The organism is Marinobacterium jannaschii DSM 6295, from assembly GCF_000620085.1.
GTDB classification, from domain to species: domain Bacteria; phylum Pseudomonadota; class Gammaproteobacteria; order Pseudomonadales; family Balneatricaceae; genus Pontibacterium; species Pontibacterium jannaschii.
Map to the genome: position 1 here is coordinate 1 of NZ_JHVJ01000040.1, position 16,013 is coordinate 16,013.

Annotated in this window: 10 protein-coding genes and 2 tRNA genes; 6 read left to right on the forward strand and 6 right to left on the reverse strand. The window is 50.8% G+C overall.

The window, feature by feature from the left end; translation table 11 throughout:
• The coding region (locus Q354_RS29025; RefSeq protein WP_156948360.1) for a leucine zipper domain-containing protein at positions 1 to 242 on the reverse strand (242 nt) is incomplete at its 3' end.
• Here Q354_RS29025 and Q354_RS26070 point away from each other — a divergent pair.
• A complete protein-coding gene (locus Q354_RS26070; protein WP_084332629.1) occupies positions 241 to 6,108 on the forward strand; it encodes a helicase-related protein in 5,868 nt (1,955 codons plus the stop codon). The two genes, Q354_RS29025 and Q354_RS26070, sit on opposite strands and share 2 nt — an antisense overlap.
• A 153-nt stretch (positions 6,109 to 6,261) precedes the next feature.
• On the opposite strand, the gene Q354_RS28740 is transcribed toward Q354_RS26070, so the two are convergent.
• Together Q354_RS28740 and Q354_RS28745 are read right to left on the reverse strand one after the other, a co-directional pair.
• A complete protein-coding gene (locus Q354_RS28740) occupies positions 6,262 to 7,173 on the reverse strand; it encodes a tyrosine-type recombinase/integrase (RefSeq protein ID WP_407637284.1) in 912 nt (303 codons plus the stop codon).
• On the reverse strand, positions 7,067 to 7,642 hold the full coding sequence (locus Q354_RS28745) for an Arm DNA-binding domain-containing protein (protein ID WP_245601066.1): 576 nt from the start codon (positions 7,640 to 7,642) through the stop codon (positions 7,067 to 7,069). The genes Q354_RS28740 and Q354_RS28745 overlap by 107 nt, the downstream gene beginning before the upstream one ends.
• A gap of 729 nt (positions 7,643 to 8,371) precedes the next feature.
• Between Q354_RS28745 and Q354_RS26080 the strand changes: the two genes are divergently transcribed.
• Both Q354_RS26080 and Q354_RS0115740 read left to right on the forward strand, forming a co-directional pair.
• Entirely contained in the window at positions 8,372 to 9,928 is a 1,557-nt protein-coding gene (locus Q354_RS26080; protein ID WP_051560197.1) for a methyl-accepting chemotaxis protein, read from the forward strand.
• 26 nt (positions 9,929 to 9,954) lie between these two features.
• Positions 9,955 to 12,057 (forward strand): putative bifunctional diguanylate cyclase/phosphodiesterase, encoded by a 2,103-nt coding sequence (locus tag Q354_RS0115740; RefSeq protein ID WP_027858444.1) that lies wholly within the window; start codon positions 9,955 to 9,957, stop codon positions 12,055 to 12,057.
• Here Q354_RS0115740 and Q354_RS0115745 read toward each other — a convergent pair.
• Positions 12,030 to 13,694 carry a VRR-NUC domain-containing protein gene (locus Q354_RS0115745; protein WP_027858445.1) on the reverse strand — a complete coding sequence of 555 codons (1,665 nt, stop codon included), beginning with the start codon at positions 13,692 to 13,694 and terminating at the stop codon, positions 12,030 to 12,032. The genes Q354_RS0115740 and Q354_RS0115745 overlap by 28 nt on opposite strands.
• Before the next feature lie 525 nt (positions 13,695 to 14,219).
• Here Q354_RS0115745 and Q354_RS28890 point away from each other — a divergent pair.
• Positions 14,220 to 14,351, forward strand: a complete 132-nt coding sequence (locus Q354_RS28890; RefSeq protein ID WP_281174729.1) for a hypothetical protein — start codon at positions 14,220 to 14,222, stop codon at positions 14,349 to 14,351.
• A 67-nt stretch (positions 14,352 to 14,418) separates the two neighbouring features.
• Here Q354_RS28890 and Q354_RS0115755 read toward each other — a convergent pair whose 3' ends face one another.
• Both Q354_RS0115755 and Q354_RS0115760 read right to left on the reverse strand, forming a co-directional pair.
• Positions 14,419 to 14,691, reverse strand: a complete 273-nt coding sequence (locus Q354_RS0115755) for a hypothetical protein (RefSeq protein WP_156948382.1) — start codon at positions 14,689 to 14,691, stop codon at positions 14,419 to 14,421.
• 105 nt (positions 14,692 to 14,796) lie between these two features.
• Entirely contained in the window at positions 14,797 to 15,513 is a 717-nt protein-coding gene (locus tag Q354_RS0115760) for a hypothetical protein (RefSeq protein WP_027858447.1), read from the reverse strand.
• A 296-nt stretch (positions 15,514 to 15,809) separates the two neighbouring features.
• On the opposite strand from Q354_RS0115760, the gene Q354_RS0115765 reads away from it, so the two are divergent.
• Positions 15,810 to 15,885: transfer RNA gene (locus Q354_RS0115765), tRNA-Glu, on the forward strand.
• A 3-nt stretch (positions 15,886 to 15,888) separates the two neighbouring features.
• A tRNA-Gly gene (locus Q354_RS0115770) sits at positions 15,889 to 15,964 on the forward strand.
• Positions 15,965 to 16,013: the final 49 nt, after the last annotated feature.

The following is a 16,013-nucleotide window of genomic DNA, read 5'->3' on the forward strand; positions in this document are numbered from 1 at the left end:
CGGATGCATTCGATCCAGCTATCAGGCAATTGGTAAGGGCTGCTATGGGGGCGACTGGACGCTGAATGCAGTCCTGCGTATCCGTGCTCCTCAAAGCGGGCCAACCATTTATAGACGGTACGTGCACTGATACCGAAATCAGCTGCCACAGAGTGGACTGATCGGCCTTCATTCAGGACACGATCAATGATTAGGACTCGATTATGGTAAGTCGTTCGGGCATTCTTGTGGGGGTTGTTCATGTCGGCTATCGGATGTTGTTTGTTTGGCGATAACCAGCATCTCGAATTTCGCCGATGTGAACAACCTCCTCAGTACCCCAGGTTAGGCGTTCGGGCCCTATTTCTTTACCCGCTTAACGCACTGATTAACTCCCAGCGTGAACGCCTTGATGCTTGGACCTCTCCTTTCAACGACAATATTCGTTTCTGTCTCTACAACGGTAATACTGAAGAAAATGAAAGTGCCGTTCGTAAGACTCAAAGGGAGCACCCCAACGAAATATTGTCACGAGAACGGTTGCGTAAAGAGCCTGCAGCAATCCTGATGACCAATGCGACCATGCTTGAATACATGCTGGTGCGACAGGTGGATGATCCAATCCTCCGAATCTCTAGGGAGAATCAGTCGCTGCGTTGGGTTGTACTGGATGAGGCTCATACTTATGTCGGCTCGCAAGCCGCTGAGCTTTCTCTACTACTTCGACGCGTGGTGGAAGCCTTCGGCAAGAAGGCACATGAAGTCCGATTTGTTGCTACATCTGCAACCATTGCAGGGGATGATGCTACACAAAAGCTACAGTCCTACCTGGCGTCTCTTGCGGGTGTGCCTGATGATCAGGTTGTCGTTATAACTGGTTCACGACAGGTTCCACAGGTCGAACATGAACCGGAGCCGATTCGCACATATGAGGAGCTCAGTCAGATTGATCGAGGGGAGTTAGTATCCAGAGATCGCTACGCCGCGTTGTGCAACCATCCACTTGCATATCGCGTGCGCCAGACTCTTGTTGGTAGTGAAAAGCCGCTCGACCTCAATGAGCTCATTGAAGCGGTAGGGCCTATGTTAGTGGGCGAGCGGAGAGAAGCTCAGCAAAAGGAGTTGTTGCGGTGGATTGATCTCATGAGTGACACTCTTCTATCACAGGATGAGCCGCCCTTCCTTAAGCTGCGAGGTCACCTGCATCAGCGTATGTTGCATGGGCTCTGGAGTTGCGTTGATCCAAACTGCGACGCTAAATCAGGTCATCTAAAGCAGTGGCCATTTGGTAATGTTTACGTAACTCAGCGTGCTCGCTGTGAATGCAGTGCCCCAGTCTATGAATTGGCATTCTGTGGTGACTGTAAAACGCCGCACTTGGTAGCAGAAGATGCTGGTGGAACGCTCAGGCAGTCAAGCCCATATTCTGGCGACGAGTTTGCGTTGCTTGATGATACCCATGACGAGGCAATCCCAGAAGCAGAAGGGAGTCAGCATCGTAGCAAACAAGCTTTGGTTTTGGCGCACAGCGCGGGGGATGTTTATCAGGAGATAGCTTTTAATACAGAGTCCGCTGAGCTGGGGGCATTGAACGCAGACTCAGTGATCAAGTTAAATTTTGCTACTGATACCGATTCGTCCTGTTCTCAATGTGGAGATGCAGGACGCAAACCAGCTGGATTCCTGAGAAAGTGTTATCTGGGAGCTCCTTTCTATGTAAGTAATGCAGTTCCTACCGTACTTGAATTTTGTCCAGATCCTGAAGATGGGAATCCGGAAAGTCTCCCCGGACGCGGTCGCAAACTGATTACGTTTACTGATAGCCGGCAGGGGACTGCGCGTATGGCCGTCAGGATGCAGCAGGAAGCTGAACGGTCTCGGTTGAGGGGGCTGGTATTTCAAATCCTGCGTAACAGGCAGGCATCAATAAATATTAGCGCTGCGGGCGGGGGGCTGAGCGAAGAAGAACGGATGCTCTTGGAAGCCGCTGATAGTTTGGAAGCCGCAGGTATGTTGAATCAGGCGCAATCTATTCGCCTGCAAATTCAGCAAAAGCAGAAGAATGCGACCAAGGCGAAACAAGTATGGGTAAATTGGCAGGATTTGGTTTCTGACTTGGCTGCCGCCAATGATCTCAAGCATTCGATCTTGGATTACAACCGATACGCCAATCCCGAGTTCTTTGGTGGTCATGACAATAGCCTGACGTTGGCTAATTTGTTATTACTTCGAGAGTTTGCCCGTCGTCCGAAAAACCAGAATAGCACTGAAACCTTGGCGCTTGTTCAGGTGGGTTATCAGGGACTGGATAGGGTTGAAGCTGTGCCTCGCTTTTGGGCTGAGACTTTGGCGCCTAAGGTGGGTGATCCTCAGGCGCGAGAAGCTTTGACTTTGCAGGACTGGAAGGATTTCCTAAAAGTTGTGCTTGATTTCTATGTGCGTGAAAACACGTTCATTATTATGAACGAGAATGAACGCCATTGGCTTGGGGCTAAGTTTGCCCCCAAAGAGCTTGTTGCTCCTAAAATTGACTATCAGGATACCAGTCGCGTTAAATCTTGGCCGCAGTTCAAGCCTGGTCGACAACCCTCACGATTAATAAAACTGCTCACTCATGGTGTTGGTCTGGATCCAACCTCTACCATTGATCGGGACAAAATTAATGAGTGGCTGAAGGCTGCATGGTTGGAGCTGACCCGTTTGCAGATTCTGCAAAGCCAAAGTGGTGGAGGCTACACGCTCGCGAGGCATGCACTTAGTTTTGCTTTACCTCAGAAGGCTTGGGTGTGTCCGATCAGCCATCGTCTGTTGGATACAACATTCAGGGGACTCACTCCTTACATCCCGAGAAAACCCGACCATGTTCAGTTGGTATGCCAGGAGATTGCAGTCCCTGATTTCACCGTTTTGGCACCTCAGGGAGAGCTTGAGGGGGCTTTAGCCGCTATTCGAAGCAAAGTTGCTCAGAATACAACTATCGAGCAGATGCGTGAGGTGAACTTATGGAGCGACATCTCTGACCGAACAGTGGAAGGCGGTTTTTATTATCGTACGGCTGAGCATTCGGCTCAGCAATCTTCCAAGCGTCTAGAAAACTACGAAGACTGGTTCAAGGCAGGCAAGGTTAATGTTCTGAACTGCTCGACAACTATGGAGATGGGGGTCGATATCGGTGGTATTTCCGCCGTGGTAATGAATAACGTTCCGCCTCATCCAGCCAACTACTTGCAGCGGGCAGGTCGTGCAGGTCGTCGTAGTGAGGCAAGAGCTGTTGCGTATACGCTCTGCAAATCAGATCCACACAATACCCGAGTGTTTAATAATCCTAAATGGGCCTTCAGTACAGCAATTCCGGCTCCAGTGATCACTTTGGAGGCGGAGCCGCTGGTGCAGCGGCATGTGAACTCTTACCTCTTGGCTGCATTCCTTAAGACACAGACTGTATCTGATGGCGACCGAACTCGACTAACGGTACTGTGGTTTTTCCATGCCAAAGATGGTGTTGTTGATCGTTTCATCGATTGGCTGGGGAGTGAAGCATCGTCCCTCTCTGATGGGGTTAAGCGAATCGTAAAGCGTACCGCTTTGGAGCTGTCCGGTATTGAGGTTCTGGCAGCTAACTGTGCAGAGGTGATTCGTCTGTTGGCTGAAAACTGGCAGGAGGAGTACAGGCAGATCAACCTTCGCTTCAATGCTGCAACTGACACAAATTACAAAAAAGCTCTGGAGTTGGAGAAAGCCCGTCACGAAGGTGAATATCTACTAAAAGAGCTCGCTGCTAAGGCATTCCTGCCTGGGTATGGGTTTCCGACTAATGTTGTTGCGCTCAATACATACAACATTGAAGACTTTAAGAATAAGAAAGGTCAAGCTGATAAGAAAAAAGCAGAACGAGAAGACAATATCTTCACTTACAAAGAGCAGCCGTCCCGAGGATTGGATATTGCAGTGAGGGAGTATGCTCCTGGTGCTCAGATTGTCATTGATGGTCGTGTTTATCGCTCAGCGGGTATCAAAATGCAGTCTTACCAAGATGGGGCCGGTGCAGCTGGTCAAAAGTTTGATCTTTCCTGGCAGTGCGTAAATTGCGGTGTCCCAGGCTATAGGGAATATGCTTACTCCCATGGAGATAACCTGCATTGTCCTCAATGTGATGCAGAGATACCGGACTCTCAAGTCAAAAAGGTTCTGCGGCCTTTGGGATTTGTTACTGACTTCTATGAAGCAACGACAAATGATGTTTCATCGCAAAAATTTATGCCTCTGGAGCGGCCGCTAGTTCACGTTGGTGGTTCAGTATTGGCGCTCCCAGATCCTGCATGTGGTTTTGTTCGCTTTGGAGAAGATGGGCAAATCGTAGTTCGTTCAGGGGGAGAGCACAGTAACGGATTCGCTGTATGTATGAGTTGTGGCCGGGCGGACTCGATGACATCAAACGGTGATCTACCTAGTGGAATGGAGCCGGACAAGAGCCATCGTCCAATTGGCGGCGCTACGGGTAGTAAAAGCAAGCCAGAATGTTCTGGCGAGAGGGTGATGCGTGACGTTTATCTCGGTTATCAGGCTCGGACACATGTTGTCGAATGGGCCTTCAGAAGTCCGATAACTCGCGCATGGATTCCAGAAGATGATAAGGGGCGAGTGATTGCGACTACGCTTGCGGTTGCACTTAGAGATGCAGTATCTGATCACCTTGGCATAGCGAGTAGCGAGATGGGATTTGGGATCCGCCCTGATCGAGATTTGAACACTGGCGAAAAGAGATATGTTGTACAGGTTTACGACAATGTTGCAGGTGGCGCTGGTTTTGTACTGACAGCACTCCAGGAAATGGTTCCTCTTCTTAGTGCAGCCATAAAGAAACTAGAATGTTCTGCCAACTGTGAAACGGCTTGTTCTTCTTGCCTGGCTAGCAAGGATAGTAGGGTTGAATTTGAGCAATTAGATCGGCGGCTTACTCTTGATTGGGTAAGACAAGGTAGGTTTGAAGAGCACCTGCGGTTACAAGAACCGTTTAACGATATACCAGGTGCAAAGTACTGGCCCTTCGAGCCGAGTCGCTTTGTTCGCCATTGGATTAACAAGTCTGCAAAGACCATTATTGTTCGTGTGGGCGGTGATACTAGCGACTGGGACTTAGGAAGTCCTGAGTTCCGGAGGCAGCTAATTGCATGGAAGATTGTAGATGGGCGTGATGTGTGTATTGCACTGGAGGCTGAAAACCTTCCTATTGTGATAAAAGAAGAACTCGCGTTGTTGGCTAGATTTGGGATTCAGATCGTGCAACTGAATGACAGTGAGGTTGCTGCTGGGGTACATGCCCCCATTCAGGTTATTACCGAGGGTGGAAATCCTGTCTCTATGCTTACCGATAGCACTGAATCTGCTGCGCCTGGTCCATTGTGGTTACAAGCTCGGGATGCCTGTATTTGGGTAACAACAGAAGAGCTGCCACAGTGGCCGACTAAGAAAGTTGAAACGGATTCCTGGTTAGCAGCTAACCACAGTGCAACCGTGCTTGAAGTAACTCAAGAGCTAAATGGAAGTGTGTTGGAGCTTGCAGCGCGATTCCGAGAACTACTAGAAGAGAGAGCGCCTAGTTTCATAGCGCGTTTGCAAAGCGAAACTGTTGTGGCGATCCAGTATGAAGATCGCTATTTACGTACACCGTGGACCGTCTTGTTACTGGCCGGATTTATGCAGGTTATACCTACAGATGGTCTCAGTTCTATATCAGTACACACTGTCGCGGCTCCAAATAACCTGGAAGGGCAACGTATTTGGGATAATTGGAGGGATAGTCAGGATGCTGCCGAAGTGTTGACGCACTGGTTGTCGGCTGTATCAGGTACTTTTCCTGAGATCCACGTTCATGACGCACTTAGTGATGTGAGCCATCGTCGTGTACTGACACTTGAACTTGAATCGGGTACTAAGCTCAAGCTGGCGTTCGATCAAGGGATGGGGTATTGGCAGTGCACATCGCTGGCTTATGGGCTGAAACGTTTCGACTTCAGTCAGAGTGTTGAGGAACAAGTGAAGCAGATGCTGGATGGCTGGAACGGTTTAAATATGGTCAATGGTGGTGACTGGCCAACAGATATCTCCCTTTATGAGTTGTCTTCTTGAAATAGGGAGCAGTCATTCAAAGCTTAAGCGACTGAAAGGCTGCTTTCTGGTTTTTGATTTCTTCACTACATTTGACGCTGTGAAGGAATTAGGAATATTGTCAAAAAGAGTGAAGGTATGCCGCCGTAGCGGCATACCTTCACTCTATGCTTCTTAAGCTGTATCCGCTTGTGTGGTCGTTCTAAGTGACTGGCTCGTAAGCAGAATTCCTGATAGTTTATCGCCAAGCACTTCCCACGCTTCTGCCATTTCTGCTGCGTAACTATAACGCTGATAAATACGCTTCACCTTATTTTCCTCTGTATGGTTCAGGCATCTTTCAGCAACTTCGGGAAGGACGCCCAAAGCAACCATCATAGAAGCTCCAGTTCGGCGCAGATCATGGGGTGTCCATTTACCCCCAGGTAATAAAAGAGCTTGAGCGGCAGCACTTCGATTACTCATGACACCGGATTCAGGCGATCTTTGTCTGTCGGTCAGCTGTTTTGTAATAGTTTTGGTGCTAACGGGGCCTGTCTTGGAACGGTTGGGGTAACACCACGGACTATCGCTGTTTATAGAATGCAGAATATCGAATTGGTTTGCAGTAAAGTCTGAAAGATAGACAGTGTGAGCTTTGCCATTTTTGCTGTTCTCAGCAGGTATGAGCCATTCCCTCTTTATCGGATCAATATGTTTCCATTGGGCGTTCAGGAGTTCTCCAATTCGACAGCATGTAGATAACGTGATCCATACAGCGACTTCGGTGGAAGTTCGTAGGTTCGCGCTCGGGATCTGAGTTTCAAGAAGCTGGATTTCATCGTAGGCGAGGATTCGGTCTCGCTCAGTATCTTTTCCACCGATGTTTACCTTTCTGATATTCGCAGTTGGATCAACTGATATAAGATCGCGATCTACTGCAAACCTGAACATCTGGCGCATTTGAGAGAAGGTCAGTTTAGCAAGCCTTACAACACCTCTACTGAGCAATGCATCTGTGACTTCGGTGATATCGGACTTGGTAACGTCTTCTACATATAATTGTCCGATTCTCGGAAGTACATCTTTGTTGAATGATCGTTCTATTTCTTTGCCGCCATCTTTGGCGGATAAGGTCTACAGATGCCCAGTGTTCAAAAAGATCGGTGACTGTTTTGCGAGAGGCGATTCTAGCAGCCTCCTCTTCAAGTGCTGCTTTCTCTCTAGCAATGCGTGCAAGCTCGGCTTCTTCCTTTGCTTTTCGAGTCCGCTCTTGGGCTATAAGATGTTCTTTGACATCCTTGATTCCTGCTTCGTGCAGAGAGGCAAGTTCTGAGGCTCTTAATCTTGCTTCCTTAAGCGTCAGGTAGCCCGGTCTACTTGCTTTACTGTATGGGCCGATGGGTAGGCGTATTCGTTTGCTATTGCTGTCGGTATAGCGGAAGTAGAATAGTCGGTCACCCTTGGGCGTAATGCGCACAGATAGGCCGCCGTGCCCCCAGATAGTGGTTTCATTTAGCCACTTATCTTTGCTCTCAGGTTTGGTATTAATCTCTCGATCAGTAATTTTGCTCATAGCTAATCCTTGCTCGTGCCCGTTTCGTGCCCGATTGTGTTCGGATTATGATAGACGCTGGTGGACGGTATTGGAATTAAAATAGGTGTGGTTTATGGTACGTTATTGATATTTAAGGGTTAAATGTCCTTCTGATAGATGCTAATAGATCTATTTGGATTGTTATTTACCTGTATGGGGTGCAAGGGGTCGGAGGTTCAAATCCTCTCATCCCGACCAGAATATTGATGACTTAGGCCAGTTGAGCAATCACTGGCCTTTTTCATGTCCGCAGTATGCTGACACAGGGTTCCTGCACCAGCCCGGTACTCCGTTGCCGATAAACTCTTTCGGCTCCACCGCACCTTTTCCAACAGTAGGTATCGCCAAGGCGTATTTCTGGGATTGGCGTGGCAGATGATCCAGCTGGAGCCAGTTGATACTCTCGGGTTAAATCAAATCATGCTTATATCTGAGTGCGACATCAACCAAAAGATGCTTGCAAGAGTCGGAGTAAACCTTTAAAAAGCCCCTTGGATTTTTGTGGCTAACGTCGCGTGCAGACGGCCGGGTTGGCGACGGAATAGTCGGTTTCTCCGGCTCGGTTCAGGTTCCGGCCGTATTCGGGCCGTTGCTGCCTACAAGGAATCGGCTGTCTGGCGGAGGCCGGATCTTGTTCTGATTACAATATTCTGATGCTGGGACGGCCGTTATTTCGGGCTGCTTTCTTCTGTATTGAGGTGCTTTTTGATGGCTGGAGCCGAACGTAAATATCCTGCTGATGTGCGGTTGATATCGACGACTGACCTGAAAGGTAATATTACCTATGCCAATCGGGAATTTTGTGAGGTTGCAGGCTACAGCGAAGAGGAATTACTGGGGCAGCCTCATAATATCGTTCGCCATCCGGATCTGCCTGCCGCAGCATTTGCCGATATGTGGCAGCACCTTAATCAGGATCGGCCCTGGATCGGCATGGTAAAGAACCGCTGTAAAAACGGTGATTACTACTGGGTGCAGGCCTACGTGATGCCGATGTTTGATAGCCACGGTATTAAAACAGGCTATCAGTCCGTGCGTACCCGTCCCGCAGAAGAAGAGATAGCCCGTGCAGAAGCCGTCTACCAGGGCCTGAACAGGGGAAAGCTGAAGGCACCGCAACGCCTGGGCAACAGCGCCTCATTACTTCAGGCCGGCGCTGCTATTGCTGTCGCGGGATATGCCTCTATCGCCCTTGCGGCGGCCTGGAGCAACGCTTCGGTCGTCATGACACTAGGGTTCCTGTTTGCCTGGACACTACTACTGGCTTTTCCGGTTGCGCGCCTCAGTGGCATACTTCGGCAGGTTTCAGATGAGAGTCTGCGGACCTACAATAATCCGCTGGCGCAGTTTGTTATTGCTGAGCGTATGGATGAAGCAGGCAGTGCTCATCTGGCACTGAAGGTGATGAGGGCGCGCCTAAGGACCTTGGTTGGCCGGGTTGAGGACAGTGTCGAGACACTGGCCGACGTAATGAGCAATACCAATATAGCGCTGTCTGAGACCTCCAGGGGGATTGTCCGGCAGATGAAGGAGACCGATCTGCTGGCATCGGCAGCAACCGAGATGTCGACGGCGGCTCACGAAGTGGCAACGAATACGGTACAGACTTCAGAAGCCGCTCAGACAGCAACTGATCACGCCAATAGCGGTAAAACAACAGTGGCAGATATGTCATCGGCGATTACTGAGCTGGTCGATGAAGTCCGCCAGGCGGCACAAGCATCGGTTTCCCTGAAAGCTGAGACGGATTCGATCGGTGACATCGTTACCATGATCAACGAGATAGCCGACCAGACTAATCTGCTGGCACTGAATGCAGCGATTGAAGCGGCCCGTGCCGGAGAGAAAGGGCGTGGTTTTGCAGTTGTTGCAGATGAGGTCAGAAGCCTGGCGCAGCGAACCCAGATCTCTACCACTGAGATCCGCGATAAGATCACTACGATCGAACGGCATGTCGAAGGCACCGTGGAAGCAATGAACCGCAGCCGGCAGAAAGCCGAAGGTGGCATTGAACAGGCCCGCAGCGTTGAAGATACCTTCGATGAGGTGGTGACTACGATGCAGCAGATTTCTGACCGATGTATCCATATGGCCAGTGCATCGGAAGAGCAGAGTGCTGTGGCCGATGAGATCAGCAAGAATATCGTCAATATCCGTGATATTGCGGTCAGCAATCAGGTGGCATCAGAGCAGACCAATAGCACCGTTGCTGATCTCGATGGTCTGGTGCTCGAACTGAACTCTTCGATTAAATCCTTCTCTTAAAAAGCGGCTGCTTAAGGTTTTTCTACATGGATCTCGTGGCATGGATGCTGGAGTATGTATCTCCGTTTGTCCTTTGGATATGGCTGGGTGCGGCCCTGCTGGGCGCGCTGTACTGGTTACGACCTGGCAGAACTTCAGGCTTAGCGTTTTTTTCAGCTACCGCCAGAGAAAACACTCGCAGCAGCCCTGAAGCCACCCTGCATTTACGCAATGGAGTGATTGTCGAGGCGAGTCATACCTCAAGGCGTGGCTATGGCCTCAAAACCAACGCTATATTTGCTGAGGCAGTGGAAGCGATCGACCGGGAAGCGGTGTTGAGGGCGCTGTCCGGATATCGCGACTTTCGTCTCAGCTGCCGCTTAAAAGGACACGCCTCTGCCCTTATGCTGGTTGGCCGTTACAGCCAGTTTGGTAACGTCATGGCTTTCGATATCACGCTCAGATCTGTTGCTGAGCTGGATAGCAATCCTCGTTATCAGCGGCTGAAAAACGCTCTTAGCGGGGTGTCTGAGTCTGCCGTAGTCACAGACCTTGCGCTTAACATAAAAGCTGTTAATCCCGAATTTGAGCGTGTATCTGGCTATCGTAAATCAGAGTTGCTGGGGCAGCATATTTCCATCATCGGTTCGGGTTACCACAACTCAGGGTTTTACCACGAGATGTGGCAGCAGCTGCAGGCCGTGGGGCAATGGAGTGGCCAGGTATGGAACCGCAACCGACGGGGAGAGACCTACCTGGAACAGCTGGCGATCAGTGAGGTGGTCGATGCCCGGGGCGAGGTGAGTCATTATCTTGGGCTGTGCAGTGATGTTAGTGACTCGAAGCTGATCGGTCGTGACGCCAGCCTGCTGGAAGTATCCCGCAACCTGAAGTTTCTTCCTGCTATTAAGGATCTGGAAGTGATGCTGGCGTCTGTCTCTGCCGGGGGCTATGAAGCCGACCTGGTATTGATCGACCTGCAGCGTTACCTGCTGCTGAAGGAAACTCTGGGAGCTGATAGCGCGGACCAGGCGGTGGAGATGATGGCGCAGCGAATCAGTGCCGAGATGGGCGCTGAATTGCTGATTCATCGTATTGACTGGGACAAGTTTGCTTTCCTTATTCGTACCGATTCATTGCGTCGGGGGCAGCAACAGGTCGAACGGATTATAAGCTGCCTGGACCGGCCTGTGCGGGTTCTGGATAAGGAGATCGGGCTGACGGCTAACTTCGGTATCTCAACTTTCCCAGAGGATGGGGTATCTATTTCTCGTCTGATCAACAGTGCAGAAACGGCGGTGCAGAGAGCCCGCCAGTACGGCACCAATACCTGTATTAAGTATGATGCCCGCGATACTGAGAAGGTGGTCAGAGTGGCGCGCTATGAGCGCGGATTGAAAGGGGCTGTCGACGCCGGCGAGCTGGAGTTGCACTACCAGCCGATCGTCGATGTCGATGGCCGTGTCAGTAAACTTGAAGCCCTGCTGCGCTGGAATTCTGCCGAGTTCGGGGTCGTGTCTCCTGCTGTTTTTATACCGATTGCTGAAGATTGCGGCATGATCCGGGGTATTGGCTATTGGGTGCTCGAAAGAGCAATTGCTGACCTGGCACACTGGAACCGGGACCGCGAAAGGTTGCTGGCGGTTTCCATCAATGTATCAGTAGGCCAGCTGGCTGATGAGGTGTTTGCGTCCCGCCTGGCCGAATTGCTCGCTGGCTATCAGGTACCAGCAGATCTGGTCGAGCTGGAAATTACCGAAAGTATACTGATGGAGGGAGAGTATCTGGAGCACTGTAAGGCCCTGCTGTGCGAGCTTAAGCAGTTGGGTGTCAGGATCGCCCTGGATGACTTCGGTACCGGATACTCTTCATTATCCCACCTGAAAGAGCTGAGCCTTGATACGCTTAAGATAGACCGTTCCTTTGTTCAGGCTCTTGAGGAGGGAGCTGAGGCGGAAGTGCTGCGTTCGATCGTAGAAATGTCCAGACGTCTGGGGCTTTCTGTGGTGGCGGAAGGAGTGGAGCAAGTACAGCAGGAGCAGATTCTGCAACAGCTGGGCTGTGACTTCTTTCAGGGGTTCTATTACGCAAGGCCCAAGCCGATCGCAGATATCCTGGCGGCTTATCCGGCGCTGAAAGAATCGGCCTGATCCGCTGCTTTCAGGTTGAGTACACTGACATCTATGTCATGATCTAGTAGATATTCAAGCCAGTAACGTTGGTGCGGTTGCAGCCTGTCGCCCGGGCCTTTTACTTCAATTAACCGGAAGCGGCCTTGCTGCGGGTAAAACTGGATCAGATCGGGAAATCCTTTGCAGTGGTCTGATATGTTTTCCAGCATGCGCTCGAATATAGCGCGCAGTGCCTCCGGGCTGATACATTGCAGCGCCAGGCTGAGCCGTTTTCCGTCCAGGCGTTGCCAGTTGATCAGGTGGCAACTGATACCCCTTTTCTGTTCCCAGCGCTGCAACATAGTCTGGCGATACCCATTGCTCTCCAGCAATGCCAGGCAGTTGTCTATGATATTCCTGCGTTTGCATACAAACTCTTTCTGGTAGAGGTCTGCCGGGCGGCTCTGGAAGGGGTGAAAGAAGGCGCCTGGCACGGGGGCAAAGAGGGCCGGCCAGAACAATAGGGCGAAAAGCCCGTTAAACAGGGTGTTTTCAACGTAAAAGACCGGCGTTTCAGGCGTAGCCAGATAGTCTGCCGCGTATCCTTCGATCGTTGGGCTGTCATGGCTATGCAGGGGCGCTTCAAACACAGGTATCTGTCGGGACGGCGCTGTCTGTGGCGGCTTAAGGTTCAGCTTTTTGGCAAGGCGTTTCAGGATGCGCCGGTATCCCTCCGCTTCGGCACGCGAAGGCGTGCTGCCGAGTGCGGCTGAGAGTTGCTGAAACAGGGCGGGGTCGGGTCCAAACCTTTCTTTCAGGCGAAATTGCCGAAGTTTAGCTTCGGTTAAGTTGCAATGACTATAACAGTCGAGGGCCAGCTCATGCTGTTCCAGCCGCTGTGCCTGCTGTCCGATCAGAAACAGTATTTTGTTGCGAAGGCGCTCGGTTAAAAAGTGCGCTTCGCAGCAGCGTGGTAGTTTAGCGGTCAGCTTTTCCGGGGCCCCGGTTGTCAGCAGCTCCTCTTCCAGCTGACTGAGTTGCAGAAAGCGCTCAACCGTTTTAGCGTCTCCAAAGACTGACTGGCCTTCAGGCATACTGACTGATTCATAACGCAGATGTCCAAGTTCGGTTAGTACGAACTCCGACCAATCCTGATGCAGGTTGCCAAAGAACAGAAGGCGCACTTTCAGGAATAGTTGCGGGGAGCTGATAGCAATCACTGGTTTAGGGGAAGGAAGGGGCGTTTCACCGCAAAGGTTCTGCAGAGCCTCCTTCAATTCCCGTTTGGTTGCGGAGCATTTCAGGCCGCTAGCGCGGAACTTCTGTGCCAGGTGCTGCTGGGCCTCGGCTTTGGTAAAGAGTGCAAAGTACGCCTCTACTTCAATCGCCGTAATCTGCTCCAGCCAGTTCTGTGCTTTCAGGTGTCTGATGGCCGACAGCGTGTCAATTTCGCCATAGCGAAGCTTATCACCACGAAACAGATTTCCTTTGCGCATCAGCAGGCGTACCAGCAAAGCCTGGGCTTCTTGGGGCAACTGCTGGAACTCTGCTAGCCGGCTTAACTCACCCGGGGAGAGCAGGGCAGCATGCTGTCGCATGACCCATTGCAGGGCGGTGAGAAAATTCTCCAGGTAGTAAAAAGGGGAGTCTAGGGACGCGGGAGCTGGCGGCTGCATCGGCAATTCAGTGGGCTTCGGGCTAAGGCAATCAGCATCTCAGAGCGCCTGCTTTAGCGCAAGCATAGGGGCTGTTTAGCTGGCCAAAACGTGAAATTGCTTGCGCTTAGGCGTTGTAGTGGCTAGACCGTATAGAGGTGCTCGGCGGCGTTTATTGTCTGGTATTTCCTGTTGTCGGAGCTCCGGGTATTGGTTGCTTTGAGAAAAGGTCGCCTTTGTTGTTACGTCAGCGAGCCGCCATAAGCCGCGGAAACTGTGCAATGGTACGTAGAGATAGGCGCAAAATTTCACCGAATAGGTAGATTGGTCGAAGGTATTTTTAAGTGTAAAGGCTCAGAATCTGAAGTTCGGCAGTTGAATGACTGTCTGTCGGAAAGGTCCATGAGGAGCTTGACCCTGTAGTCGGCTACGGGGTTTACAATTCAGATGAGCTGGTTATTGCCGTGGTTTTAAAATCACATTCCGAAACTGAGTTTGATTCTGGTGGGGTAGAGAAGAGGGAGCGTCATGGAACTGGCAATAGAGATGTCTAAGGAAGAAGTAATATTGGAGAGTGAAACCGACTTCGGTTTCTCACCGGAAGAACGCCACGAAGCGTTACTGTGGACCCTTATAGCTTTGGAGCAGGAGGTTCTGAACGATGATCCGGTGGTTTAGCTAACGTAGCGTTACCATTTCATCCGGAAGTGTTGCCTGAGGCAGATGGTGTGGTGCTAACAGGCTGTTAATTTTTATATCTATTTGTCCTGTGCGCGGGATTTTCAATCTCGACGATAATGTCGTAATGGAAATCCCGTGACTCTTTTCCCGTAACTTTTACCGACAGGCCTGGATAGGCCGCCTCAAAGCGGGCTTTGAGGTGTGTCGTGACCTCATCTCCATATTCGGCGTCACGGCCAAACAGGCTGGCGCAATAGCTCCAGCCTTCCTGCTCCGCCTCGATATGATGACGAGACGGCAAGGGGAAAATTCGCTCCGTGATTTCGTGCGCCTGCATAATGCACCTCATTCGAATCCCTGACACTGTGCGCGAACGGTAGCAGCCTGATTGCGGCTCTTCAACTAAGGTTTTATGACACTGAGTGATTATTAGACTAATTGCCTATTTTGAGGCTGGGGTATCCGTATCCGTATTTTCGGCATCCTGAGCGATCTTTTCACTGAGTTCGTTTATATGCCGACGGATCTCAAACAGTTGCCGGTCTAAGATCTGATTAATATTCAGCTTTTGCAGATTGCTGTAGCAATGGCGGTAGTAATGGGCTGCAACCTTAGCGCCGCGTGTTTCTTCGGCTTCAATCGCTGCCATCAGCTCCAGGTCGTGGTTAACACGCTGGTAGTTACGTTTTACCTCATCGGTCAGTTTGCTGGCGATACTGCTGTTTAACTCGCCTTTTTTCTGAACATCATCGATGAACTTTGCCAGCTCTCTCAGCAGTGCTCTGGCTTGCTGGGCTTCTGGCTGATCTCTGAATACGGTCATCGAGCCGGCCGGATGAGGTGTGGGCTCAGGGCCCAGTGCCGAAAGCTCCTGTATCCGGCTCAGCTTATCCTTACTCTCGGATGTCTCATTCGTTTCAATCAGTTGGGTGACTTTTGATTCAAGGTAGGCCAGCAGTAGTTTGCGAATCTCCGGTGTGAGAAAAATTGCCGGCGTATTGTCCAGCAGATGCTCGGCCCGGCGGATAGAGGTTCGCAGATGCATGATCAGCAGGGATCGTTCCCGTCTGCGGGATTCCTGCGCCTGAATGAAAAGTGCTATGGCGGCCATCAGGCCAATACCCAGCAATATCAGCAGCCCCGTTTCTGTTGGCCCCATTGCTACTCCGGTTTAACTGATTCGATGATCTCCAGTGCAGCTTATTCATAAAGTATTGGCAGAACAAGTTTGTTGGCTGCAGGGGCGGTTAATGTGATGTATTCGCTGTGGATACTACTAATAGGGTGCCATTTCTGGGGCGTTGATTATTAAATAACCGAACTGTATGTTTTTTGGCTAACCCTTTGACTAATAGAAATAAATCTAAAAAATTAATCAAAAACGGTTGACCGCAAAGGGGAGTGTGCTTAATATACGCGCCTCCTCTGATGAGGAACACCGAAGAGGTGTGTAGCGTCCCATTCGTCTAGTGGCCTAGGACACTGCCCTTTCACGGCAGTAACAGGGGTTCGAACCCCCTATGGGACGCCATCCGCGGGAATAGCTCAGTTGGTAGAGCACAACCTTGCCAAGGTTGGGGTCGCGAGTTCGAGTCTCGTTTCCCGCTCCAATACTTTGTATTGGAACACTGAAAGCTTCAGGCGTTCAGCTTAAAGCTT

What these genes read in the sequence shown, in the direction of transcription:
- Q354_RS28890 (WP_281174729.1), top strand. Translation starts at nt 14,220, where the DNA reads ATGTCTAAGGAAGAAGTAATATTGGAGAGTGAAACCGACTTCGGTTTC.
- Q354_RS0115745 (WP_027858445.1), bottom strand. Translation starts at nt 13,694, where the DNA reads ATGCAGCCGCCAGCTCCCGCGTCCCTAGACTCCCCTTTTTACTACCTG.
- Q354_RS0115740 (WP_027858444.1), top strand. Translation starts at nt 9,955, where the DNA reads ATGGATCTCGTGGCATGGATGCTGGAGTATGTATCTCCGTTTGTCCTT.
- Q354_RS26080 (WP_051560197.1), top strand. Translation starts at nt 8,372, where the DNA reads ATGGCTGGAGCCGAACGTAAATATCCTGCTGATGTGCGGTTGATATCG.
- Q354_RS26070 (WP_084332629.1), top strand. Translation starts at nt 241, where the DNA reads ATGTCGGCTATCGGATGTTGTTTGTTTGGCGATAACCAGCATCTCGAA.
- Q354_RS0115760 (WP_027858447.1), bottom strand. Translation starts at nt 15,513, where the DNA reads ATGGGGCCAACAGAAACGGGGCTGCTGATATTGCTGGGTATTGGCCTG.
- Q354_RS28745 (WP_245601066.1), bottom strand. Translation starts at nt 7,642, where the DNA reads ATGAGCAAAATTACTGATCGAGAGATTAATACCAAACCTGAGAGCAAA.
- Q354_RS0115755 (WP_156948382.1), bottom strand. Translation starts at nt 14,691, where the DNA reads ATGCAGGCGCACGAAATCACGGAGCGAATTTTCCCCTTGCCGTCTCGT.